A 22,859-nucleotide genomic window follows, 5' to 3' on the forward strand; every position below is an offset into this window, starting at 1 on the left:
GACCCGGGCCGACGGGTGTCCCGGCCGTCGCGCTCTCGGGCGACCCCGCCGCCCGGCGGGGCGCGCCGTCGGCCCGGGTGCGGTCCCGCTCAGGCCGTGCGGTACTCCCCGCTGAGCCGGACGGCGCCGCCCTGCACGCCCTTCGTGCCGGCGACCAGGTCCGGCCCGCCCTCCGCGTCCGCGGCGGTCAGGTCCCGCACCTCGCCGAGCCGCCAGGCCGTGAGCCCGAGCTCGGCCGCGTGCCGCTCGACGGCGTCCGCGCCGGCCGGGTCGACGATCGCGACCATGCCGACGCCCAGGTTGAGCGTGCGTTCGAGGTCCGTCCAGGGCACCGCGCCGGCGGCCTGCACCAGCGAGAACACCGGCGGCAGCGTCCACGACCCGCGCGGGACGTCCGCGACCAGGCCGGCCGGCAGCACGCGCGCGACGTTCGCGGCGAGCCCGCCGCCGGTGACGTGGCTGAACGCGTGCACCGCGCCGCCGGCGCGCTGGACCAGCGCGAGGCAGTCGGACGCGTAGACGCGGGTCGGCTCGAGCAGCTCCTCGCCGAGGGTGCGCCCGAGCTCGGGCACGTGCCGGTCGAGCGACCAGCCCGCGTGCGCGACGACCCGGCGGACCAGCGAGTAGCCGTTGGAGTGCAGGCCGGACGACCCGAGCGCGACCAGCACGTCGCCGGCGCGGACCCGCTCCGGGCCCAGCAGGGCGTCGGCCTCGACCACGCCGGTCGCGGCGCCTGCGACGTCGTACTCGTCCGGGCCCAGCAGGCCGGGGTGCTCCGCGGTCTCGCCGCCCACCAGCGCGGTGCCGGCGACCGAGCAGGCCGCCGCGATGCCCCGCACCACGTCCGCGATCCGCTCCGGGACGACCCGGCCGCACGCGATGTAGTCCGTCATGAACAGCGGCCTCGCGCCCACCACGACGATGTCGTCGACGACCATGCCGACCAGGTCGAACCCGATGGTGTCGTGCACGTCCAGGGCCTGCGCGATCGCGACCTTGGTGCCGACGCCGTCGGTGGAGGTGGCGAGCAGCGGGCGGCGGTAGCCCACCAGCGCCGACGCGTCGAACAGCCCGGCGAACCCGCCGACCCCGCCCAGCACCTGCGGCCCGTGCGTCGCGCGCACGGCGTCCTTCATCAGCTCGACGGCCTTGTCGCCGGCCTCGGTGTCGACGCCGGCGGCGGCGTAGGTGATGCCCTCGGTCACGGGTGCTCCAGCGCGTTCGAGCCACCCGTGCCCGGCACGAGGGTGGCGAGCTTGTCCTCCGGTGCGCCGAGCGGCAGCTCGTTCTGCTCCAGCAGGTGCTTGCCGAGCCGGTCCTGGGACGGCAGCTCGATGGGGTACTTCCCGGAGAAGCACGCGGTGCACAGCTGCGCCGCGGGCTGCTCGGTGGCGGCGATCATGCCGTCCATGGAGATGTAGCCGAGCGAGTCCGCGCCCAGGGAGGACCCGATCTCCTCGACGGCCAGGCCGTTCGCGATCAGCTCGGCGCGGGACGCGAAGTCGATGCCGTAGAAGCACGGCCACTTCACCGGCGGGCTGCTGATCCGCACGTGCACCTCGGCGGCGCCCGCCTCGCGGAGCATCCGGATCAGCGCGCGCTGGGTGTTGCCTCGCACGATCGAGTCGTCGACGACGACCAGCCGCTTGCCGCGGATGACCTCGCGCAGCGGGTTGAGCTTGAGGCGGATGCCGAGCTGGCGCAGCGTCTGCGACGGCTGGATGAACGTCCGCCCGACGTACGCGTTCTTGGTCAGGCCCTGCCCGAACGGGATGCCGGACGCCTGCGCGTAGCCGACCGCCGCGGGCGTGCCGGACTCCGGCACGGGGATGACCAGGTCGGCCTCGACCGGGTGCTCCTTCGCGAGCCGGCGGCCCATCTCGACGCGCGCGGCGTGCACGGAGCGGCCGGCGATCGTCGTGTCCGGCCGGGCCAGGTACACGTACTCGAACACGCAGCCCGCGCGCTGCTGCTTCTCGGTGAACCGCTGGGTGCGCAGGCCGTCGGCGTCGATCGCGACGAGCTCGCCCGGCTCGATCTCCCGGACGAACGACGCGCCCACGATGTCGAGCGCCGGCGTCTCCGAGGCGACGACCCAGCCGCGCTCCAGCCGGCCGAGCACCAGCGGGCGGACGCCCTGCGGGTCACGAGCCGCGTACAGGGTGTGCTCGTCCATCCACACCAGGCTGAAGGCGCCGCGCAGCCGCGGGAGCACCTCCATCGCCGTGGCCTCGAGCGTGTGGTCCTGGTCGCCGGCGAACAGCGCCGTCACCAGCGCGGTGTCGGTGGTGTTGCCGCGCGCGAGCTCGCCGCGCCGCTGCGCGCCGTACCGCTCCGCCACCAGGTCGACCAGCTCGGCCGTGTTGGTGAGGTTGCCGTTGTGCGCGAGGGCGACCGTGCCGGCGGCCGTCGCGCCGAGCGTCGGCTGCGCGTTCTCCCACGTGCTGCCGCCGGTCGTCGAGTAGCGCGCGTGCCCGACCGCGATGTGGCCGTGCAGGGCGTTGAGCGCGGTCTCGTCGAAGACCTGGGACACGAGCCCCATGTCCTTGTAGACCAGCAGCTGCTCGCCGTTCGACGTCGCGATGCCGGCGGACTCCTGCCCGCGGTGCTGCAGGGCGTAGAGGCCGAAGTAGGTGAGCTTCGCGACCTCCTCGCCGGGAGCCCAGACCCCGAAGACGCCGCATGCGTCCTGGGGTCCCTTCTCGTTCGGCAGGAGGTCGTGGTTGAGCAGTCCGTCTCCGCGGGGGGCCACGACTCCATGGTGACACATGCCACGCGACGCGCCGTCCGGCGGACCGGGCGGCGGAGGGGTCAGCGGCGGCTGCGCCGGTCCGCGAGCAGCGCGGCGCCCGCGCCGGCGAACCCGCCCACGACCGCGCCGATCAGCGCCGAGATCGCCCGCGCCCCGCCCTGGCCGCCGAGCACGCTGATGAACGCCTGCGGGTCGGAGCCGGCGAGGCCGCTCGACGGGCTCGCGAGCAGCGCCGCCACGAGGCCCACCAGGCCGCCGAGCAGGACGCCGGCGGTGATGAACGCGCCGATCTTCGGGGCGCGGCGGACGCGAGCGGGCTCGGCGACGCTCGCGAGGGTCGCCTCGTCGGGGACCGGGCGCTCGGCAGGCGCGTCGGGAGCCGCGGGGACCGCGGGCGCGTCGGGCACCTCGCGCGCCGCGTCCTGCGGCGCGGCCGCGCGCCCGTCCGGGGCGGGGGCGTCGGCGCCCCGCTCGTCGTCGGGTCGCCCGGGTTCGGTCGTGTCGGCCACCCGCAGATCCTAGGTCGTCCCGCACGACCGCCCCGCACGAGCACCGCGCACGACCGCCTAGGCTCGGGGCGATGGACACCGCCGGCGCCCCCGCAGCGCGGTACCCGTCGACGATCGCCGCGGCGGTCGAGCACGAGCTCGTGATCAAGAGGTCCCGTTTCGTCGCCCTCGTGCAGCCGGTGTCGTCCGTCGCCGAGGCCGACGCCGTCGTCGCGGGCGTCCGGAAGCGGTACTGGGACGCCCGGCACCACTGCGTCGCCCTGTCCGTGGGGCCGCTCGCCGAGCAGCAGCGGTCCACCGACGACGGCGAGCCGTCCGGCACCGCCGGGGTGCCGATGCTCGAGGTGCTGCGTCGCCGGGAGCTCACCGACGTGGTCGCCGTCGTCACGCGGTACTTCGGCGGGGTGCTGCTCGGCGCGGGCGGCCTCGTCCGCGCCTACTCCACCGCGACGTCCGAGGCGCTGGACCGCGCCCGGCTCGTCCGGCGCAGCGCGGCGGTGCGGGTGACGGTCGACGCGCCGCACGCCGACGCCGGGCGGCTGCACGGCGTCCTCCGCGACTGGGCCGAGGCGCACGAGGCGTCCCTGGACGACGTGGCGTACGGCGCCGAGGCGCGTTTCACGCTCCTGGTGCCCCCTGCGCACCTGGACGCGTTCGACGCGGCCCTCGCGGCGGCCACCGCGGGCACCCTGGCGGCGACGCGCGGCGCGACGGTCGTCCTGTCCCGCTGACCCGTGCGCCGACGTCGGGGGTTGCGCCCGAGGTCGGCAATTGCGCCCGCCCTCGTCCGGCCGGAACCGACGACCTCGGCGGCTACCGGCGCGCGCGGGTCGCCTGCAGCGGGAGGTAGTCCGCCAGGTCGGCGCGCTCGCCCGAGGCGTGCACCCGGCCGGCGGCCAGCGCCGCGTGCCAGGACTCCGTCCCCGTCGCCAGCGCGAGCCAGGTCTGCGGGTCCGTCTCGACGACGTTCGGCGGGGTGCCGCGGGTGTGCCGGGGGCCCTCGACGGCCTGCACGGCGCCGTCCGGCGGGACCCGGACCTCGACGGTGTGGCCCGGGGCGACGTCGGCGAGCTCCTCGAGCGTGAACCGGACGGCGGTGCGGCGGGCGGTCACGTCGGTCGGGTCCGCGCGCCAGGCGGCGACGGCGGCCCGGCCGACCGCGGGGTCGGTGCGGCGGCGGGGTGGCATGGCGTCCATCATCCCCGGTCGCGACGGGGGTCGCCGCGCGGGACCTGGCAGGATCGGCTCCCATGAGCCGCACCCCCGCCGAGCACCCGACCACCGCCGAGCAGCGGAGGCGCGGCTCGCGGGCGGCCCTGTGGGGGACGCTCGGCGCGGTCGTCGCCGGCCTCGCGGCGGTCGGCACCGTGATCGCGCTCGCCGTGCGCTGACCCGCCCTGCCGCCGGGGTCAGCGCACCGGGCGGCCCTGCTGGAACCGGTGGTACGCGACCGTCGCGCGGCGCACCCGGTTCCGCTCGGCGGCGGCGAGCGCCGCGTCCGACCGGCGCTCCTGGTACGCCGCCTCGCGCGCCAGCCGCCGCCAGGAGTCGAGCCGGCGTGCGGGCAGGGTGCCGTCCTCGACGGCGGCGAGCACCGCGCAGCCCGGCTCGGTGCGGTGCTCGCAGTCGGCGAACCGGCAGTCCCCGGCGAGCTCCGCCACGTCCGCGAACGTCGCGTCCAGCGCCGCGGCGTCCGCGACCAGGCCCACGCCCCGCAGCCCCGGGGTGTCGATCAGGCAGGCGCCGCCGGGCAGCGGCACGAGCTCGCGGTGCACCGTGGTGTGCCGGCCGCGGCCGTCGGACCGGCGCTCGCCGGTGGCCATGACCTCCGCGCCGGCGAGCGCGTTCACCAGCGTCGACTTCCCCGCGCCGGACGGTCCCACCACGACCAGCGTCCGCCCCGGCCCGAGCAGCGCCCGCACCGGGTCCAGCCCTGTCCCGGCGGTGACGCTGACGGCGTGCACGTCGGCGCCGATCGCCAGCGCGCGCACCTCGTCGGCCATGCCCTCGGGGTCCGGCACGAGGTCGGCCTTGGTCAGCACGACGACCGGGGTCGCGCCCGACCGCCAGGCGAGGGTCAGCAGCCGCTCGACGCGGCCCGGGCTCGGGTCGGGGTCGAGGTGCTCGACGACCAGCACCACGTCGACGTTCGCGGCGAGCACCTGCGCGCGCGACGTGCGGTCGGCTCCGTCCCGGACCACCGCCGCGCGGCGCGGGCGGAGCGCCACGAGCGTCGGCGCGCCGTCCGGTCCCGCGCCCAGCACGGCGTCGTCGCCCACCGCGGGCGGGACGGCCTCCCCGGGGACGCCGTCCGCGTCGAGCAGCGGGACCAGCCCCTCCCCGTGCAGGGGCACCCGGACGGGCTCCTCGACCGCCGGAGCGTCGCCGGGCAGCACGAGCACCGCGCCGCGGTCGACGCGCACGACCCGCCCGCCGAGGGCGGCACCGCCTGTGTCCATGCGCACGACGCTAGGCAGCCGAGGCACGCCACGGCGACAGGTTTTTCCGCCCCGAGGCTCGGGTGAGATCCCGCGGGACCGGTCACACGCGGCGCGGGGCCGCCGATGACCCCGCTGCGGCCGATGCAGCCACGCGTCGGCACCTCGCCCCCTCCAGGAGTACCCGTGCCCCGCTCCCCCCGCCGCGCCGCCCTGGCGCTGGCCCTCGCCGCCACCCTCACGACCGGGACCGCGGGCGCCGCGCTCGCCGGCCCGAAGGCGCCCGCGCCCAAGCCCCCCGCGAAGGTCACCAAGGTCGTCAAGGTCGCCGCGCAGGTGACGCTCCGCGTGACCCCGGTGGCGAGCACCCCGCAGGCGACCGACCACCGCGCCGTCGTCACCGTGAAGGCGCCGAAGACCGTCGTCACGGGCAGCTACCAGCTGCTCGACGGCGGCACGGTCGTCGGCTCCGGCGCCCTCGTGTCGGGCGCCGCCGGCGTCCCGCTCGACCTGGCGCCCGGCACCCACCGCCTGACCGCCGTCTACAGCGGCACCGCGAAGGTCAACGGGGCCGGCTCGAAGGTCGTCGTCGTGCCGGTCCCCGTCCCGGTCGCGGAGCCGGACGCCGAGCCCGTCGCCCCGGCCGAGGGCTGAGACGCCACGGGGCCGCTCCCGCCGCGCGTCGCGGCGGGAGCGGCCCCGTGGCGTCGGGCTCAGCCGAAGTAGCGCGGCAGCGTGCCCTCGTGCGCCTCGCGGGCCTCGTCCAGGGGCAGCGTGAACAGGCCCGTGACCTCGACGGCCGGCGCGTGCACGTGCTGCTCCGGCGACTCCTGCGTCGGGGCGCCGGCGCCGGGGGTGCAGGTCTCGGCGGTGACGCCGATCGCCAGCGCCGGGACGCCCTGCGCGGTGCACAGGTCCTCGAACCGCACCGCCTCCGAGCGCGGCACGGCCACGACGGCGCGCGCGGTGGACTCGGAGAACAGCGCCTCGAACGGCGTCACGCCGTCGCGCTCGCACAGCGCGGCCAGGTCGACCTGCACGCCGACGCCGTACCGCAGCGACGACTCGACGAGCGCCTGGGCCAGCCCGCCCTCGGACAGGTCGTGCGCGGCGTCGACCAGGTCGTCGCGGGACGCCCGGACCAGCACGGTCGCGAGCCGGCGCTCGGCCTCCAGGTCGACGCGCGGCGGGGTGCCACCGAGCTGGTCGTGCGCGACCTCCGCCCACGCGGAGCCGTCGAGCTCCGGCCGGGTCGTGCCGAGCAGGTAGATCGACTGCCCGGCCGTGGTCCAGCCGGACGGGGTGGCCTCCGCGACGTCGTCGATCACGCCGAGCACGCCGACGACGGGCGTCGGGTGGATCGCGGAGTCGATCTTCCCGGGCTCGCCGGTGCCGTTGTAGAGCGAGACGTTGCCGCCGGTGACCGGGGTGCCGAGCACGGCGCACGCGTCCGCGAGGCCCTCGATCGCCTGCACCAGCTGCCACATCGACGCCGGGTCCTCGGGGCTGCCGAAGTTGAGGCAGTCGGTCACGGCGAGCGGCTTCGCGCCCGAGGCGGCGACGTTCCGGTACGCCTCGGCCAGCGCGAGCTGCGCGCCGGCGTACGGGTCGAGCTTGGCGTACCGGCCGTTGGCGTCGGTCGCCAGCGCCACACCCAGGCCGGTCGCCTCGTCGACCCGGACCACGCCGGCGTCGTCGGGCTGTGCGAGCGCGGTGTTGCCCTGCACGAACCGGTCGTACTGGTCGGTCACCCACGCCTTGGAGGCGAGGTTCGGCGACGCGAGGAGCGCGAGCACCGTGGCGCGCAGCGCCGGGCCGCCCTCGGGGCGGGCGTACCGCTCGGCGCCCTCGGGCGTGCTGACCGAGTCGGCGACCAGGCCGTCCTGCCAGTCCGGGCGCGCGTACGGGCGGTCGTAGACCGGGCCCTCGTGCGCGACGGTCCGCGGGTCGACGTCGACGATCCGCTGGCCGTGGTGGTCGATGGTGAGGCGGCCGGTGCCGGTGACCTCGCCGATGACCGCGGTCTCGACGTCCCACCTCGACGTGATCGCCAGGAACTCGTCGAGCTTCTCCGGCGTGACGACCGCCATCATGCGCTCCTGCGACTCCGACATGAGGATCTCGCCGGCGGTCAGCGTGGGGTCGCGCAGCAGCACGTTCTCGAGGTCGACGTGCATGCCGCCGTCGCCGTTGGACGCGAGCTCGGAGGTGGCGCAGGAGATGCCGGCCGCGCCGAGGTCCTGGATGCCCTCGACCACGCGGGCCGCGTACAGCTCCAGGCAGCACTCGATGAGCACCTTCTCCATGAACGGGTCGCCGACCTGGACCGACGGGCGCTTCGACGGCTTGGTGTCGTCGAAGGTCTCGGAGGCGAGGATCGACGCGCCGCCGATGCCGTCGCCGCCGGTGCGGGCGCCGAACAGCACGACCTTGTTGCCCACGCCCGACGCGTTGGCCAGGTGGATGTCCTCGTGCCGCAGGACGCCGAGGCACAGCGCGTTCACCAGCGGGTTGCCCTGGTACGAGGCGTCGAACACGAGCTCGCCGCCGATGTTCGGCAGGCCGAGCGAGTTGCCGTAGCCGCCGACGCCGGACACGACGCCGTGCACCACGCGCGCGGTGTCCGGGTGGTCGACCGCGCCGAACCGCAGCTGGTCCATGACCGCGACCGGCCGCGCGCCCATCGAGATGATGTCGCGGACGATGCCGCCGACGCCGGTCGCGGCGCCCTGGTACGGCTCGACGTACGACGGGTGGTTGTGCGACTCGACCTTGAACGTCACCGCCCAGCCGTCGCCGATGTCGACGACGCCGGCGTTCTCGCCGATGCCGACCAGCAGGTGCTCGGTCATCTCCGGGGTGACCCGCTCGCCGAACTTCCGCAGGTGCGTCTTGCTCGACTTGTACGAGCAGTGCTCGGACCACATCACCGAGTACATGGCGAGCTCGGCGGCCGTGGGCCGGCGGCCGAGGATGTCGCGGATCCGCTGGTACTCGTCGGGCTTGAGGCCGAGCTCGGCGAACGGCTGCTCCTGGTCCGGGGTGGCCGCGGCGGCGTCGACGGTGTCGGACGCGTGGCCCGAGGTCGGCTCGGCGGGGTGCTGCGAGGCAGTGGGCGCGCTGGTCATCGAATCCCTCGGGCTGGGGGCCCGCTGCGCGGCGGTCGGGGGACCGGGCCGGCGGTGGCGGGCGGGCATCGGCAGACGTGACCCAGGTTACCCGCGCGCGGACGGGCGCCCGTACGCCCGGCGGACGCGCCCGACCGGGACCGCCGCACTCCGCCGGGTGGCGCGGCGGTCTCCGCACGAGGGTGGAGGCGCGGGGCCCCTCGGGTTCCTAGCCTGGGCGGGTGACCGTTCCCCCGGCCGGGGCCGATGGCTCCGGCGCCACCGTGCTGACGTACCCGCGGAACGACGTCGTCTGGACGTACGTCGTCCTGGTGGGCGGCGGAGTCGCGCTCGGCGTCGTGCTGCACCTGCTGCGCGGCTGGCTGCTCTCGCTGGACGTCCTGCCGTGGCGCGGCGTCGTCGTGACGGTGGACCGCGTCGTCGACGGCTGGGGCGCCTGGGGGCCGATCGCGCTCGTCGCGGCGGGCGCCCTGCTCGGCGCGCTGCTCGCCGCGGCGGAGGTCGACAAGGAGCCCCGCGTCGAGGTGAGCCGCGAGCGGGTCGTGGTCGTCCGGGGGAAGAGCCGGCGCACCTACCTCCGGGACGACGTGCGCGAGGCCCTCCGGGAGGACGGGGCGCTGGTGCTGCTCGCGACCAACGGCACGGAGCTCGCGCGCGTGCGGACCGGCATCCCGGCCGCGGACCTGGAGCGGGCGTTCCGCGACGCCGGGTACGCCTGGGACCCCCACGCCTGAACCGCGGGGCGGGCCCCCACCGCCGGCGAGCCGCCACAATGGCCGCGTGACCCGACGCTCCCCCCGGACCCTCGCGGCCGCCGTCGCGCTCGGGGCGCTGCTCGCCGGGTGCACCGCGGGCGGGGACAGCGGCCCGGCACCGGCCCCCGCGACGGATGCGGCGACGGACGAGGCGACGGCCGGCCCGGAGCCCGCCGCCGCCTCTGCCGTCCGAGCCGACGGGACCCCCGTGGCGTCCGGTGGCGTGACCCTGTCCGTGCTCGCCCCCGCGGGTCCCGCCGCGAGCGCGCCGGCCGAGGACGACGCCGTCCTGCTGACCGTCGCGGTGCCCGCCGAGGACTCCGGGCCGGCGCTCGTCACCGTGGCGACGCTGGCCGCGCCGGAGGGCGGGTCGGTCGAGGTGCTGGACGACCTGTCCGCCCTGGTCCGCGACGCCGGCGGTGCGGTGCTCGGCGGGCTGACGGCGCCGCTGCTGGACGACGCCGCGGGGCGCACCGTGCGCGTCCGCACCGCGGACGACGGCACCGTGACCTGGCTCGTCGAGGGCGCGGAGGGGTCGGGCGCCTCGGGCGGGTCGGTCACCGCGACGTTCGCCGCGACCGCCGTGCTGTCCGCCACCTGGCGGGACCTGGCCGACGAGGGCGGGCGCTCGCTGGCCGTCGAGCCGGCGGCGTGGGCGCGGCGGGGCAGCCTCGCGGCCGAGGAGGCGGTGCGGGCGGCACTGGTCGCGGCGGAGCCGGAGGCGGACGGGCAGAACGTGCGGGACCAGCTCACCTGCCACCTGATCGGCGCCCCCGACAAGGCGACGTGGAACCTGGAGCCGTGGCGGCCGGACGTCGGGCTGCTGGAGACGATCGCGGCGCTCTGCAACCCGTGAGGCGTTCGCCCGCCGCCGCGGCGGGCGACGACGATGCGCGCGCCCGCATGCCGGACGCCGCGTCCCGGCGCGTGGTCGGTTGTTGCTACAGTCATCGGCATCATGCGCCACACGACCCCCGCCGCACGCACCCGCGCCTGTCGACCCGCGTCGACCGCCGCGTGCTGTTGTCGTCGCTGAGCGCCCCGCGTCCCTGACGCCCGCGCGTCCCTGACGCGCCGCGGCCCGCGCCCCCGAACGCCGCCGCCACCGCGCCGACCCGCGCCCCCGCGCCCCGGGAATTCCCGACCCCACGGTCGGGTTCCACCGTCGGGGGACGCGCGAGCCCGCGAGCACCGCCCCGGCAGCCCGCCCCGGCAGCCCGCCCCGGGCGGCGCCGCACCGAGCCCCACCCCCACCGCGCCGCACCCGCCGCGCGGCCCTCCTGGAAGGACACCACCCGTGCGCACCCGTCGCTCCCGCCGCGCCCCGCTCGGCGCCGCCCTGGCCGTCACCGCCGCCCTGGCGCTGGCCGCCTGCGGCACGGGCTCCGGCTCCGGCGACGACTCCGCCGCCCCGGGCTCGCCCGACGCCTCGGCCGAGATCGTCATCGGCTCCACCAACGAGCCCACCGGGCTCGTCCGCAACGTCGGCGGCTCGTCCGGCGTCTCGCAGACCATGACCCGCAACGTCTACGAGGGCCTCACCTCGGTGGACGTCGACGGCGAGGTCGTCCCGACGCTGGCCGAGTCCTGGGACGTGTCCGAGGACGGCCTGACGTACACGTTCCACCTGCAGCCGGACGTGACCTTCCACGACGGCACCCCGCTGACCGCGGACGACGTGGTGTGGAGCATCTCCGAGGCGATCGGCCCGGAGTCGAAGTCCGCCCGCAAGAGCGACCTGCTCGTCATCCAGCAGGCCACCGCGGTCGACGACGCCACCGTGCAGCTCGACCTGTCCCGCCCGTCGCAGGGCCTGACGTTCTACCTCGCCTCCGTGACGATCGTGCGGGACGGCGACACCGAGCTCACCAGCGACAACGGCACCGGCCCCTACCGGTTCGTCGAGTGGGTGCAGGGCGACCACCTGACCATCGAGCAGTACGACGGCTACTGGGGCGAGCCCGCCCAGAACGCCGGCGTGACGTTCCGGTTCTTCCAGGACACGACCGCGCTGAACAACGCGCTGCTCACCGGCGACCTCGACCTGGTCATCGCCGAGGACTCCCCCGACCAGCTCGTGCAGTTCGAGGACAACCCCGACTTCACGATCACCGAGGGCACCTCGACCACCAAGCAGATCTGGGCGTTCAACGACCGCGAGGCGCCGTTCAGCGACGTCCGCGTCCGCCAGGCGCTCTACAAGGCGATCGACCGCGAGGCGATCCTGTCGGCGGTGTGGGACGGCTACGGCCAGGTCATCGGCTCGATGGTCCCGCCGACCGACCCGTGGTTCGTCGACCAGGCCGATGTGCACGCCTACGACCCGGACGCCGCCGAGGCACTCCTGGCCGAGGCCGGCGTGACCGACCTGTCGATCTCCGTGGACTACATCCCGGACGGCACCACCGAGGCGATCCTCGCGCTGCTGACGAAGAACCTCGCCGACGTGGGCGTCACGCTGACCCCGAACCCGATCGACGACGCCACCTGGTACCAGAAGGTCTACACGGACCACGACTTCCAGACGACGCTCATGGGGCACGTGAACCCGCGCGACGTCCTCTGGTACGCGAACCCCGACTTCTACTGGGGCTACGACAACCCGCAGGTCCAGGAGTGGGTCACGGCGGCCGACCAGGCCCCGACCGCCGAGGAGCAGGTCGAGCTGCTGACGCAGGTCAACGAGACGATCGGCGAGGAGGCGGCGTCCGCCTGGCTGTACCTGGACCCGCAGATCCGCGTCGCCCGCTCCGACGTGACCGGCTTCCCCGTCGACCAGGTGACCGAGTCCTTCTACGTCGCCGACATCGTCCGGGAGTCCTGACACCGTGCGCGCGGCACTGCTGCGGATCGGCGCCCTGCTGATCTCCCTCGTCCTGGCGAGCGTCGTCGTGTTCGTCGTCCTCCGGCTGCTGCCGGGCGACGCCGCGGGCGCGACCCTCGGCGTGGGCACCACCACGGACCAGCTCGACCAGCTCCGCTCCGAGCTCGGGACCGACCAGCCGGTGGTGACGCAGTACGTGCAGTGGCTCGGCCAGGTCGTCCGCGGGGACCTCGGCACGTCCTTCGTGTCGAGGCTCGCCGTGGCCGACCTCATCACCCAGAAGCTGCCCATCACGGTGCCGCTCAGCCTGTCCGCGTTCGTCCTGGCCGTGCTCGTGTCGGTGCCCCTCGGCGTGATCGCCGCGGTGCACCGGCGCGGGCCGGTCGGGGTCGCGGTGTCGGCGGTGTCCCAGCTCGGCGTCGCGGTGCCGGTGTTCTGGGTGGGCGTGCTGCTGGTGCTCGTCCTCGCCCTGCAGGCGCGCTGGCTGCCGGCCGGCGGGTTCCCCCGCACCGGCTGGGACGACCCGGCGGCCGCGGTCCGGTCGCTGGTGCTGCCGGTCGTCACCGTGGCGATCGCGATGTCGGCGGTCATGGTCCGATACGTGCGGTCCGCGACCCTCGACGTGCTGGACCAGGACTACCTGCGCACCGCCCGGTCCCTCGGCTACGGCCGCTGGCACGCGCTGGCCCGGCACGGCCTGCGCAACGCGGCGGTGCCCGTCGTGTCGATCCTCGGCATCGAGCTGGCGACCTCGCTGCTCGGCGCCGTGGTGATCGAGAACGTGTTCGCGCTGCCCGGGCTGGGCACGCTGCTGCTCGACTCGGTGACCTCCCGCGACCTGCCGGTCGTGCAGGCGCTCGTCCTCGGGCTCACGGCGGTCGTGCTGATCATGAACGCGCTGGTCGACCTCGGGCAGCGCGCGATCGACCCGCGGCTGCGAGCGAAGGAGGTCGCGGCGTGACCGGCGAGCTGACCACCACGACCCCCGTGGCGCGGGGCGTCGACGCGCCCGCGGCCGCCCCGGGGACGCCGGGCGGGTCCGGGGGCCGGGCCCGCGGCGCCCGGCGGCTGCCGCCGTCGCTCGTCGTCGGCGCCGTCCTGGTCGGCCTGGTCGCCGTCGTCGGCCTCGTGTCCCTGGTCTGGACCCCCTACGCGCTCGACGACACCGGCACCGGCGAGCGGCTCGCCGGCCCGAGCGCGGCGCACTGGGGCGGCACCGACCGCCTCGGCCGCGACCTGCTGAGCCAGCTGATGACCGGCGCGGGCAACGCGCTGGTCGTCGCCGCCGCGTCCATGCTGGTCGCCGGCGTGCTCGGCGTCGCGGTCGGCGTGCTGGCCGGCGCCACCCGGCGCTGGGTCGACGTCACGCTGCTGTCGGGCGTCGACCTGCTCATCGCCTTCCCCACGCTGCTGCTCGCGATGCTCATCGTGACGGTGCGCGGCGCCTCGCTGTCGTCGGCGATCTGGGCCATCGGCATCTCCGGGGCCGCCGTCATCGCCCGGGTCACCCGGGTCAACGTCGCGCGCGTGCTGCGCGAGGACTACGTCACCGCCGCGCACGCCGCGGGCACCGGCTGGTGGGGCGTCGTGCTGCGGCACGTCGTGCCGAACGTCTGGCCGACCCTGCTCGTGCAGCTCATGCTGCTCGGCGGCGGCGCCGTGCTCGCCGAGGCGTCGCTGTCCTACCTGGGCCTCGGCGCCCCGCCGCCCAACGCGTCCTGGGGCCGCCTGCTCCAGGAGGCGCAGTCGACGATGCTCGTGCAGCCGTGGGGCGCGATCCTGCCCGGCCTCGCGATCGTCGTGGCGGTGCTCGGCCTCAACCTGCTCGGCGACGGCATCCGCGAGCGCACCGATCCGAACCTGCGAGGTGACCGATGAGCGCGCTGCTCGAGGTCCAGGACCTGACCGTCACCACCTCGACCGGGCGCCGCATCCTCGACGGGGTGTCGTGGTCGCTCGACGCGGGCGGGCGGCTCGGCGTCGTCGGCGAGTCGGGCTCCGGCAAGTCGATGACCGCCCTGGCCGTGCTGGGGCTGCTCCCCGACGGGATGCGGGCCACCGGCCGGGTCCTGCTGGACGGCGAGGACCTGCTCGCGCTGCCGCCGCGGCGGCTCGCGCGGGTCCGGGGCGGCCAGGTCGCGATGGTGTTCCAGGAGCCGCTCACCGCGCTCGACCCGCTCATGACCGTCGGGCGGCAGATCACCGGCCCGCTGCGCCTGCACCGCGGCCTGCGCGGCGCTGCGGCCCGCGAGGAGGCCGCCCGGCTGGCGCGGCTCGTGCACCTCGACGACACCGAGCGGATCCTCGGCTCCTACCCGTGGCAGCTGTCCGGCGGGCAGCGGCAGCGCGTCGCCCTGGCGATGGCGCTGGCCTGCGAGCCGCGGGTGCTGCTGGCCGACGAGCCCACCACCGCGCTCGACGTCACCGTGCAGGCCGAGGTGCTCGACCTGCTCGACCACCTCGTGGACCGGACCGGCGTCGCGCTGGTGCTCGTCACGCACGACCTGCCCGTGGTCGCCCGGGTGGCGCGGGACCTGGTCGTCATGCGCGACGGCCGCGTCGTCGAGCACACCTCGGTCGCCGCGGCGCTGGCCGGGGGCGAGGCGGCGTACACGCGGGAGCTCGTCGGGGCGGCGCGAGCCGTGACCGGGCTGCCGGGCGGCGGTCCCGCGGCCGGCGCTGCCGGGGTCGCGGCGGCGGCCGCGCGCCGGCCCGCGCCCGAGGAGGAGACCCGATGACCGTCCCCACCCCCGCTCCGGCCCCCGCGTCCGCCGCCCCCGTCCTCGAGGCCGTCGACGTGGTGCGCACCTTCGGCGCGACCCGGGCGCTCGACGGCGTCTCGGTGCGGGTCGAGGCCGGCCGCAGCATCGGGATCGTCGGCGAGTCCGGCTCCGGCAAGTCGACCCTGCTGCGCCAGCTGCTCGCGCTCGACACCCCCACCTCCGGCGAGGTCCGGTACCGCGGCGAGCCCGTGACGCGGCGGGACCGCGGCCTGCTGCGCCGGCTGCGCGCCGACGTCCAGCCGGTGTTCCAGGACCCGCGCTCGTCGCTCGACCCGCGGATGCGGGTGGGCGCCGTGGTCGCCGAGCCGCTGCGCTCGCTGAAGGTCCCGGGCGACCACCGCGCCCGGGTGGCCGAGGTGCTGGCGTCGGTCGGCCTCGACCCCGACACTGCCGCGCGGTACCCGGCGCAGTTCTCCGGCGGGCAGCGGCAGCGCATCGCGATCGCCCGGGCGCTCGCGCCGCGGCCGTCGGTGCTGGTCGCCGACGAGCCGGTGTCCGCGCTCGACGTGTCCGTCCGCGGCCAGGTGGTCGACCTGCTGCAGCGGCTCGCCGCCGAGCACGGGCTGACGCTCGTGCTGGTGTCGCACGACATCGCGATCGTCGGGCGGCTGTGCGAGCGGACCGTGGTGCTGCACCACGGCCGGGTCGTCGAGGAGGGCCCGACGGGCGCGCTGCTGGCGGACCCGCAGGAGGCGTACACGCGGCGCCTGCTCGCGGCGGTGCCGCAGCTCCCGGGGGCCTGACCCCTCGGGCCACCGGCCCGTGCGCGCCGAGACCCACTGATCCGGGCCAGACCCACGTCCGCGGGCGTGGGTCTCGGTCGGATCAGTGGGTCTCGGCGGCCGGCAGCCCGGGCCGCGGCCGGCCCGGCGTCAGCGCGCCGGCTTCGGCTCCGGGACCGGCGCCGTCCCCGACGCCCGCGCCGCGCGCTGCGCCTCCCGCGCCTCCGCCTGCCGCGCGGCCTCCGCCCCCGTCGCGATCTCGGCGCGCACGTGCTCCGGGCCGTACCCGAACGCGTCGACCAGGTCCTGCGCGTGCGGCCGGAGCCGGAGCAGCAGCCGCTCGATGTAGGACGTGACCGTGCGCGCGCGCCCGGCGGACAGCCGCCCGTTCACCAGGTACCAGGCCAGGTTCCGCTCGATGACGGTGAGCCCGAACAGGTCGCGCAGCCAGGTCAGCACCTGCCGGGTGCCGGCGTCCGGCACCACGTCGAGCGCGCGGCTGAACGCCTCCCACTGCAGCAGCTCGGCGTGCGCGCGGGCGGCCTCGACGAGCTCGTGCTGGTGGGCGTCGAACAGCTCGGCGGCGACCTCCGGCGTGGCGCGGCGGGCGGGCCGCAGGGCCTGGGCGAGCTCGGCCACCATCGTCGCGACGCGGTCGGCGAGCAGGTCCCGCTGGGCGTCCGGGTCGCGGAGCTGGCCCGCCGAGCGGCGCGCGTCGCCCGCGTCGACCAGCGTCTGCACCGCGCGGGCCAGCGGCATCCGGTGCAGCGCGGCGTCCGCGGCCTTGCCCGCGACGAGCCGCGCCATCACGGCCGGGTCGCCGCCGACCTGGGACGCGTACCGGGCGAGCAGCCGCTTGCCGACGAGCTGGTACAGCACGGTGTTGTCGCCCTCGAACGTCACGTACACGTCGAGGTCGGCCCGCAGGGAGGTGAGCCGGTTCGCGGTGAGGAAGCCCGCGCCGCCGCACGCCTCGCGGCAGGTCTGCAGCGTCCGCAGCGCGTGCCAGGTCGACGTCGGCTTGAGCGCCGCGGCGAGGGTCTCGAGCTCCTCGCGCGAGTCGGGGGTGTCGTCGCGGCCGGAGAACACGTCGTCGAACGCGGCGAGCAGGTGCTCGTGCGCGAACGTCGCCGCGTACGTCTCGGCGAGCAGGGGCAGCAGCCGGCGGCGGTGCTCGCCGTAGTCGAGCAGCACGACCTCGTCGGTCGGCGAGGCGCCCGCGAACTGCCGGCGCTGGTTGCCGTACGTCACCGCGACCACCAGGCCGAGCTTCGCCGCGTTGACCGCGGCGCCGTCGAGCGACACGCGGCCCTGCACCAGGGTGCCGAGCATGGTGAAGAACCGCCGGCCGGGGCTCGCGATCGGCGAGGAGTAGGTGCCGTCCGGCGCGACGGAGCCGTACCGGTCGAGCAGGTCGGCACGCGGCACCCGCACGTGGTCGAACCAGAGGCGGCCGTTGTCGATCCCGTTGAGCCCGCCCTTCAGCCCGTCGTCCTCGCCGCCGACGCCCGGGAGGAACTCCCCGGTCGCGGCGTCGCGGATCGGTACGTGGAACGCGTGCACGCCGTGGTCGACCGGCCGCGGGTCGTCCGGTCCCTGGGTGACGAGCTGGGCGAACACCACCGCGGCGGTGCCGTGCTGGCCGGCGTTGCCGAGGTAGTCCTTCCACGCCGCCCGGAACGGCGTGTGGATGACGAACTCCTCGGTCGCCGGGTCGTAGGTCGCGGTGGTGCCGATGCTGGCGACGTCCGAGCCGTGGCCGGTCTCCGTCATCGCGAAGGCGCCCGGGACGTCGACCGACATCGCGCCGGGCAGCAGGCGGTCGTGGTGCCGCTCCGTGCCGAGGTGCAGGATCGCCGAGGCGTACAGGCCCCACTGCACCCCGGCCTTGATCTGCAACGACGGGTCGGCGGCGACGAGCTCCTCGAACCGGGCCAGGCTGCCGCCGTGGTCGTCGGCGCCGCCGAGCCGCTCCGGGAAGGCGCGCAGCACCTCGCCCTCGCGCGCGAGGGTCCGGAGCTGGTCGAGCACCCGGGCGCGGTGCTCCGGCACGGTCAGCCCCTCGACGCGCTGGAACCGCGGCTGGGCGACCACGTCGCGCGCGCCCCGGCGCAGGTCGGCGTACCGGCCGAGCAGCACGTCGGTCAGCCGGTCCACGTCGACGCGGGGGTCGGCGGACGTGCGCCCGCGCGCGTGCCCGGCGCCGGTGGGCCGGACGGTCGCGGTCGGGGTCGTCACCGCCGGGCCGGGGGTGGTGGCCGGGGTCGGTGCGGTCGTGGTCATGCGGACTCCCTCGGTCGGTACGTCGTCGTCGACGCACGGTGCGGGTGGTGCCTCAGTCGTGCGGGTCGTGCCTGTCGTGCTGCTCGTGCCTGTCGTGCTCGTCGGGCGCGGCGGCGGGTCGCGCCGCCTGCTCGCGGGTGCGCACGCCGACCGGGCCGGCCCACAGCCAGGCGGCGACGCGGGTGGCGACGTCCTCGCGGTCGGCCCCGGGGGCGCCCGCCTCGGCGAGCCAGCGCTCCCCCGCCCCGCGGACGAACCCGACGGCGCCGGCGGCCCACAGCCGCGTCCAGCCGGCGTCGTCGCCGGACGCCGCGCCCGGGCCGAGCGCGCGCACGAACGGCGCGGCGACCAGCTCGGTCACGGACTCGAGGAAGTGGCCGACCGAGCCGCCGCGGGTCACGAACGCGTACACGTGCGGCGACGACTCGATCATCGACAGGTAGGTGTCGACCATCCCGCGCAGGGCGTCCCGAGGGCCGGTCGCCCCCGCCGCGGCGGCGTCGAGCGCGTCCCGGATGTCGGTGACCACGGCGGCGGCGACCGCGAGCTGCAGGCCGTCCTTGTCCGTGAAGTACCGGTACACGATCGACTTGGAGGTACCCGCCGCGGCCGCGATGTCGTCCATCGACACGTCCGGCCCGCCGTGGTGCACCACCCGGCGGGCGACGCGCACGAGCTCGGCGCGGCGGGCCTCGCGGTGGTCCTCCCAGCGCGTGGACCGGCCGTCGTCCGTCGCCGTCGACGGGGCTCGGGTGATCGGGCTCACAGAACCGACGGTATCAGGTACTGTGAGTTTCGGGCACCGTTGCGACAAGGGACCGAGGTCCCGACTTCGGACGCGACGGCCAGCACCGACCGGCACCACCCTGATCGACGACGATGCGGGAGGACCCCGATGGCAGCCACACCCAGCTCACCCCCGGCACCCACGACCGGCGCTCCCCGCGCCGTGGTGGTCGGCGGCAACCGGATCCCGTTCGCGCGGGCCGGCGGGCCGTACGCCCGGGTGAGCAACCTCGACATGCTCACGGCCGCGCTCGACGGGCTCGTCGCCCGGTTCGGGCTGCAGGACGAGGTCCTGGGCGAGGTCGTCGCGGGCGCGGTGCTCAAGCACAGCCGCGACTTCAACCTGACCCGGGAGGCGGTGCTCGGCTCGCCGCTGTCCGCCCGCACCCCGGCGTACGACCTGCAGCAGGCCTGCGCGACCGGGCTGGAGGCGGTCGTGTCGATCGCCAACAAGATCCGGCTCGGCCAGGTCGAGTCCGGCGTGGCCGGGGGCGTCGACTCCGCGTCCGACGTGCCGATCGCGGTCAGCGAGGGCCTGCGCCGGACCCTGCTCACGCTCTCGCGGGCCAGGACGGTCCCGCAGCGGCTGAAGGCCGCCGCGGCGCTCCGGCCCGGCGACCTCAAGCCCGCCACGCCGCGCACCGACGAGCCGCGCACCGGCCTGTCGATGGGCGAGCACCAGGCGTTCACCACCGCGCAGTGGGGCATCTCCCGCCAGGCGCAGGACGAGATCGCGTTCGCCAGCCACCAGCGGCTCGCCGCCGCGTACGAGGCCGGGTTCTTCGACGACCTGGTGACGCCGTACCGCGGGCTGGTGCGCGACCAGAACCTGCGCGCCGACACCTCGCTGGAGAAGCTCGGGAAGCTCAAGCCGGTGTTCGGCACCCGGCTCGACACCCCGGCGACGATGACGGCCGGCAACTCGACCCCGCTGACCGACGGCGCGTCCACGGTGCTGCTGGCCTCGGAGGGCTGGGCCCAGGCGCGCGGACTCACCCCGCTCGCCGCGGTGGTCGACGCCGAGACCGCCGCCGTCGACTTCGTGCACGGCGAGGACGGCCTGCTCATGGCGCCGGTGTACGCGGTGCCGCGGCTGCTCGCCCGGCAGGGGCTCGGCCTCGGCGACCTCGACTACGTGGAGATCCACGAGGCGTTCGCGTCCACCGTGCTCACCACGCTCGCCGCGTGGGAGGACAAGGAGTTCTGCCTGTCCCGGCTCGGCCTGGACGACGCGCTCGGCACCGTCGACCGCGAGCGCCTCAACGTGCACGGGTCGTCGCTCGCGGCGGGGCACCCGTTCGCCGCGACCGGCGGCCGGATCGTCGCGTCCGTCGCCAAGACCCTGCACCGGCGCCGCGCCGAGCTGCTCGCCGCCGGCGAGGACCGGCCGGTCCGCGCGCTGGTGTCCGTGTGCGCCGCCGGCGGGCTCGGCGTCGCGGCGATCCTGGAGGCGGTGTGATGGGAGGCGACACCTACCTCGACCTGGTCAACAGCGGGTTCACCGCCAAGGTCGCGAAGCAGCTCGGCCTGCCCCGGCCCGCGCGGCTCCGCCGGTACCGCGCCGGCGCCCCGCTCGTCGACGGGCCGGTGCTGGTGCTCGGCGAGGGCGGCGACGCCGACACGCTCGCGCAGTTCCTGTCCGGCACCTCCCCCGAGCACAAGGGCTGGGACCTGGACGTCCGCCGGCACGCCGGCGAGGGCACCCGGTTCGCGGCCGTCGTGCTCGCACTGACCGACGTGGCGCACCCGCGGGACCTGGCCGAACCGCTGCTGACGCTGGCGCCGGTGCTCAGGACGCTCGCGCCGGGCGGCCGGGTCGTCACGGTGTCCCGCGCTCCGTCCCCCGACCAGGCGCCCGCGCTCGCCGCCGCGCGCCAGGGCGTCGACGGGGCCCTGCGGTCGATCGCCAAGGAGCTGCGCGCCGGGGCGACCGGCAACGGCGTGGTCCTGGCCGACGACGTGCCGGTCACCGCGCCCGCCGTGCTCGGCGCGCTCCGGTTCCTGCTCTCCGCCCGGTCGGCGTACGTCGACGGTCAGCTGCTGCCGGTCGACTCCGCCGCCGGCGCGCTGCCCGCGGACTGGGAGCGGCCGCTCGAGGGCCGGGTCGCCGTGGTGACAGGCGCGGCGCGCGGCATCGGCGAGGCCATCGCGACCACGCTCGCGCGGGACGGCGCCACGGTCGTGGCCGTCGACGTCCCCGCCGCGGGCGAGGCGCTGGCCGCGGTCGCCAACCGGGTGCGCGGCACCGCGCTGCAGCTCGACGTCACGGCCGACGACGCCGGGGGCCGCATCCTCGAGCACGCGCTCGGGCGGCACGGGCGGCTCGACGTCATGGTGCACAACGCGGGCATCACGCGCGACAAGCTGCTCGCCAACATGACGCCCGACCGGTGGGAGTCCGTGATCGCGGTGAACATCGCGGCGCAGCTCCGGATCAACGAGGCGCTGCTGACCTCCGGCGACTTCACCGACGCCCCGCGGATCGTGTCGCTGGCGTCGACCTCCGGGATCGCGGGCAACCGCGGGCAGTCGAACTACGCCGCGTCGAAGGGCGGGGTCATCGGCATGGTGCAGGCGACCGCGCCGCTGCTCGCCGCGTTCGGCGGCACCGCCAACGCCGTCGCCCCCGGGTTCATCGAGACCGAGATGACCGCGCGGATGCCGGCGGTCACCCGGCAGGTGGCGCGGCGGCTGTCGTCGCTGCAGCAGGGCGGGCTGCCGGTCGACGTCGCCGAGGCCGTGGCGTTCCTCGCGTCGCCGCAGGCCGGCGGGGTCGTCGGGCAGGTGCTGCGGGTGTGCGGGCAGAGCATGGTGGGCCGGTGACGGCGGTCGAGTCGCCGGCGCGGGGTGCAGGGGCCGGCGGCGCTGCGGGCGGTGGCGGCGCGGCGGGCGGCGGGTCCGCCGGCCGGCGGGTGCTCGCGCTCGCCGAGTCGCCCGGGCTCGGCGGGCTGTACGCGCGGGCCGGGCTCGCCTCGGGCCGCGCGGCGGTCGGCGGGCCGGTGAGGCGGGCGCTGGGCGGGGTGCCGGGGATCCCGGCGGGCCCGGGCGACGAGGGCCCGCGCGCGGCCCCGGCGCTGCCGCCGGTCGAGCACCGGCTCGGCGGCGTCGTCCCCGACCCGGCGCGGCTCACCGCGTACCAGCACCTGGTCGGCGAGCCGGCGTCGGACGTGCTGCCCGCGGGCTTCGTGCACGTGCTCGCGTTCCCCGTCGGCATCGCGCTGATCGTCCGGCCGGACTTCCCGATGCCGCCGCTCGGCATCGTCCACCTCGCCAACCGGGTCGAGCAGCGGTCGCCCCTGCGGGTCGGCGACGCCCTCGACATCCGGGCCTGGGCCGAGGACCTGCGGCCGCACCGCAAGGGTGCGCAGGTCGAGCTGGTCGCCGAGGTGCGCCGCGCGGGCGCGCCCGCCGACGGGCCGGCGGCCTGGCGCGGGGTGTCGACCTACCTCGCCCCGGGGGTGCGGGTGCCGGGCGCCGTGCCCGAGGAGGTCGCGCGACCGGAGTTCGAGGCACCGGTCCCCACCGGGCGGTGGGCGTTCGACGCCGGGGCGGGCCGCCGGTACGCCGCCGTGTCCGGCGACGCCAACCCGATCCACCTGCACCCGCTCACCGCGCGGGCGCTCGGCTTCCCTCGGGCGATCGCGCACGGGATGCTCACCGCCGCGCGGGCGCTCGCCGACGTCGGGGCGCGCCGCGGGGAGTCCTACGACTGGGACGTCGAGTTCGCCTCCCCCGTGCTGCTGCCGTCGACGCCGGTGGTGCGGGTCGCCCCGGCCGGGGACCGGGCGTGGTCCGTGACGGCGTGGGACGCGAAGCGGCGGCGGCCGCACCTGACGGCGGAGGTGCGGGCTCGGGCGTGAGGCCGGCGCGGTCCGGCGG

21 protein-coding genes are annotated in these 22,859 nt (G+C 76.5%); 13 read left to right on the plus strand and 8 right to left on the minus strand.

What is annotated here, in order from left to right; translation table 11 throughout:
• Nucleotides 1-89: 89 nt before the first annotated feature.
• From purM to Cpa01nite_RS12200, 3 genes are read right to left on the minus strand one after another with little or no spacing between them, the layout of a single operon-like run.
• Nucleotides 90-1,205 carry a phosphoribosylformylglycinamidine cyclo-ligase gene (gene purM / locus Cpa01nite_RS12190; RefSeq protein ID WP_203669043.1) on the minus strand — a complete coding sequence of 372 codons (1,116 nt, stop codon included), beginning with the start codon at nt 1,203-1,205 and terminating at the stop codon, nt 90-92.
• A complete protein-coding gene (gene purF, locus Cpa01nite_RS12195) occupies nt 1,202-2,752 on the minus strand; it encodes an amidophosphoribosyltransferase (protein ID WP_203669044.1) in 1,551 nt (516 codons plus the stop codon). The genes purM and purF overlap by 4 nt, the downstream gene beginning before the upstream one ends.
• 59 nt (nt 2,753-2,811) lie before the next feature.
• On the minus strand, nt 2,812-3,261 hold the full coding sequence (locus Cpa01nite_RS12200) for a histidine kinase (RefSeq protein ID WP_239068742.1): 450 nt from the start codon (nt 3,259-3,261) through the stop codon (nt 2,812-2,814).
• A 71-nt stretch (nt 3,262-3,332) separates the two neighbouring features.
• Between Cpa01nite_RS12200 and Cpa01nite_RS12205 the strand changes: the two genes are divergently transcribed.
• Nucleotides 3,333-3,992, plus strand: coding sequence for an IMPACT family protein (locus Cpa01nite_RS12205; protein ID WP_203669045.1), 660 nt, complete (start codon nt 3,333-3,335; stop codon nt 3,990-3,992).
• A gap of 82 nt (nt 3,993-4,074) precedes the next feature.
• Here Cpa01nite_RS12205 and Cpa01nite_RS12210 read toward each other — a convergent pair whose 3' ends face one another.
• Nucleotides 4,075-4,449: a sterol carrier family protein gene (locus Cpa01nite_RS12210; RefSeq protein WP_203669046.1), complete on the minus strand. Its 375-nt coding sequence runs from the start codon at nt 4,447-4,449 to the stop codon at nt 4,075-4,077.
• Between the two features lie 62 nt (nt 4,450-4,511).
• Here Cpa01nite_RS12210 and Cpa01nite_RS12215 point away from each other — a divergent pair, with 62 nt between their 5' ends.
• A complete protein-coding gene (locus Cpa01nite_RS12215; protein WP_203669047.1) occupies nt 4,512-4,652 on the plus strand; it encodes a hypothetical protein in 141 nt (46 codons plus the stop codon).
• A gap of 18 nt (nt 4,653-4,670) precedes the next feature.
• Here Cpa01nite_RS12215 and rsgA read toward each other — a convergent pair whose 3' ends face one another.
• The gene (gene rsgA, locus Cpa01nite_RS12220; protein ID WP_203669048.1) at nt 4,671-5,720 is read right to left on the minus strand and encodes a ribosome small subunit-dependent GTPase A; all 1,050 of its coding nucleotides are present in this window, start codon (nt 5,718-5,720) and stop codon (nt 4,671-4,673) included.
• Nucleotides 5,721-5,885: 165 nt separating this feature from the next.
• On the opposite strand from rsgA, the gene Cpa01nite_RS12225 reads away from it, so the two are divergent.
• Nucleotides 5,886-6,353, plus strand: coding sequence for an Ig-like domain repeat protein (locus Cpa01nite_RS12225; RefSeq protein ID WP_203669049.1), 468 nt, complete (start codon nt 5,886-5,888; stop codon nt 6,351-6,353).
• Between the two features lie 59 nt (nt 6,354-6,412).
• On the opposite strand, the gene purL is transcribed toward Cpa01nite_RS12225, so the two are convergent.
• Nucleotides 6,413-8,827 carry a phosphoribosylformylglycinamidine synthase subunit PurL gene (gene purL / locus Cpa01nite_RS12230; protein WP_203669050.1) on the minus strand — a complete coding sequence of 805 codons (2,415 nt, stop codon included), beginning with the start codon at nt 8,825-8,827 and terminating at the stop codon, nt 6,413-6,415.
• Nucleotides 8,828-9,048: 221 nt separating this feature from the next.
• On the opposite strand from purL, the gene Cpa01nite_RS12235 reads away from it, so the two are divergent.
• The 7 genes from Cpa01nite_RS12235 to Cpa01nite_RS12265 all read left to right on the plus strand — a co-directional run bounded on the left by Cpa01nite_RS12235 (nt 9,049) and on the right by Cpa01nite_RS12265 (nt 15,932).
• Nucleotides 9,049-9,561 carry a YqeB family protein gene (locus Cpa01nite_RS12235; protein ID WP_203669051.1) on the plus strand — a complete coding sequence of 171 codons (513 nt, stop codon included), beginning with the start codon at nt 9,049-9,051 and terminating at the stop codon, nt 9,559-9,561.
• Nucleotides 9,562-9,607: 46 nt separating this feature from the next.
• Nucleotides 9,608-10,438 (plus strand): DUF2599 domain-containing protein, encoded by an 831-nt coding sequence (locus tag Cpa01nite_RS12240; RefSeq protein WP_203669052.1) that lies wholly within the window; start codon nt 9,608-9,610, stop codon nt 10,436-10,438.
• 441 nt (nt 10,439-10,879) lie between these two features.
• The gene (locus tag Cpa01nite_RS12245; protein ID WP_203669053.1) at nt 10,880-12,406 is read left to right on the plus strand and encodes an ABC transporter substrate-binding protein; all 1,527 of its coding nucleotides are present in this window, start codon (nt 10,880-10,882) and stop codon (nt 12,404-12,406) included.
• A 4-nt stretch (nt 12,407-12,410) separates the two neighbouring features.
• Nucleotides 12,411-13,367 (plus strand): ABC transporter permease, encoded by a 957-nt coding sequence (locus Cpa01nite_RS12250; RefSeq protein WP_203669054.1) that lies wholly within the window; start codon nt 12,411-12,413, stop codon nt 13,365-13,367.
• Entirely contained in the window at nt 13,364-14,284 is a 921-nt protein-coding gene (locus Cpa01nite_RS12255; RefSeq protein WP_239068743.1) for an ABC transporter permease, read from the plus strand. The genes Cpa01nite_RS12250 and Cpa01nite_RS12255 overlap by 4 nt, the downstream gene beginning before the upstream one ends.
• The gene (locus Cpa01nite_RS12260; RefSeq protein WP_203669055.1) at nt 14,281-15,144 is read left to right on the plus strand and encodes an ATP-binding cassette domain-containing protein; all 864 of its coding nucleotides are present in this window, start codon (nt 14,281-14,283) and stop codon (nt 15,142-15,144) included. The genes Cpa01nite_RS12255 and Cpa01nite_RS12260 overlap by 4 nt, the downstream gene beginning before the upstream one ends.
• Nucleotides 15,141-15,932, plus strand: coding sequence for an ABC transporter ATP-binding protein (locus tag Cpa01nite_RS12265; protein ID WP_203669056.1), 792 nt, complete (start codon nt 15,141-15,143; stop codon nt 15,930-15,932). Before Cpa01nite_RS12260 ends, Cpa01nite_RS12265 begins: the two co-directional genes overlap by 4 nt.
• 129 nt (nt 15,933-16,061) lie before the next feature.
• On the opposite strand, the gene Cpa01nite_RS12270 is transcribed toward Cpa01nite_RS12265, so the two are convergent.
• A complete protein-coding gene (locus Cpa01nite_RS12270; RefSeq protein WP_203669057.1) occupies nt 16,062-18,194 on the minus strand; it encodes an acyl-CoA dehydrogenase family protein in 2,133 nt (710 codons plus the stop codon).
• A gap of 52 nt (nt 18,195-18,246) precedes the next feature.
• Complete coding sequence (locus Cpa01nite_RS12275) at nt 18,247-18,960, minus strand: TetR/AcrR family transcriptional regulator (RefSeq protein WP_203669058.1); 714 nt, start codon at nt 18,958-18,960, stop codon at nt 18,247-18,249.
• Nucleotides 18,961-19,089: 129 nt separating this feature from the next.
• Here Cpa01nite_RS12275 and Cpa01nite_RS12280 point away from each other — a divergent pair, with 129 nt between their 5' ends.
• Genes Cpa01nite_RS12280 through Cpa01nite_RS12290 form a run of 3 tightly spaced genes read left to right on the plus strand, consistent with a single transcriptional unit; the run spans nt 19,090 to nt 22,840 of the window.
• Nucleotides 19,090-20,439: an acetyl-CoA C-acetyltransferase gene (locus Cpa01nite_RS12280; RefSeq protein WP_203669059.1), complete on the plus strand. Its 1,350-nt coding sequence runs from the start codon at nt 19,090-19,092 to the stop codon at nt 20,437-20,439.
• Nucleotides 20,439-21,803: a 3-oxoacyl-ACP reductase gene (locus Cpa01nite_RS12285; protein ID WP_203669060.1), complete on the plus strand. Its 1,365-nt coding sequence runs from the start codon at nt 20,439-20,441 to the stop codon at nt 21,801-21,803. The genes Cpa01nite_RS12280 and Cpa01nite_RS12285 overlap by 1 nt, the downstream gene beginning before the upstream one ends.
• Nucleotides 21,800-22,840, plus strand: a complete 1,041-nt coding sequence (locus Cpa01nite_RS12290; RefSeq protein WP_239068744.1) for a MaoC family dehydratase — start codon at nt 21,800-21,802, stop codon at nt 22,838-22,840. Before Cpa01nite_RS12285 ends, Cpa01nite_RS12290 begins: the two co-directional genes overlap by 4 nt.
• The last annotated feature ends 19 nt before the right edge of the window (nt 22,841-22,859 follow it).

It is taken from the genome of Cellulomonas pakistanensis, from assembly GCF_016862755.1.
In the GTDB taxonomy this organism is placed as follows: Bacteria; Actinomycetota; Actinomycetes; order Actinomycetales; family Cellulomonadaceae; genus Cellulomonas; species Cellulomonas pakistanensis.

Bases quoted from the DNA above. Each gene is read 5' to 3' on its own strand.
- Cpa01nite_RS12205 (WP_203669045.1), top strand. From the start codon at position 3,333: ATGGACACCGCCGGCGCCCCCGCAGCGCGGTACCCGTCGACGATCGCC.
- Cpa01nite_RS12210 (WP_203669046.1), bottom strand. From the start codon at position 4,449: ATGCCACCCCGCCGCCGCACCGACCCCGCGGTCGGCCGGGCCGCCGTC.
- Cpa01nite_RS12215 (WP_203669047.1), top strand. From the start codon at position 4,512: ATGAGCCGCACCCCCGCCGAGCACCCGACCACCGCCGAGCAGCGGAGG.
- rsgA (WP_203669048.1), bottom strand. From the start codon at position 5,720: ATGGACACAGGCGGTGCCGCCCTCGGCGGGCGGGTCGTGCGCGTCGAC.
- purL (WP_203669050.1), bottom strand. From the start codon at position 8,827: ATGACCAGCGCGCCCACTGCCTCGCAGCACCCCGCCGAGCCGACCTCG.
- Cpa01nite_RS12260 (WP_203669055.1), top strand. From the start codon at position 14,281: ATGAGCGCGCTGCTCGAGGTCCAGGACCTGACCGTCACCACCTCGACC.
- Cpa01nite_RS12265 (WP_203669056.1), top strand. From the start codon at position 15,141: ATGACCGTCCCCACCCCCGCTCCGGCCCCCGCGTCCGCCGCCCCCGTC.
- Cpa01nite_RS12270 (WP_203669057.1), bottom strand. From the start codon at position 18,194: ATGACCACGACCGCACCGACCCCGGCCACCACCCCCGGCCCGGCGGTG.
- Cpa01nite_RS12280 (WP_203669059.1), top strand. From the start codon at position 19,090: ATGGCAGCCACACCCAGCTCACCCCCGGCACCCACGACCGGCGCTCCC.
- Cpa01nite_RS12285 (WP_203669060.1), top strand. From the start codon at position 20,439: ATGGGAGGCGACACCTACCTCGACCTGGTCAACAGCGGGTTCACCGCC.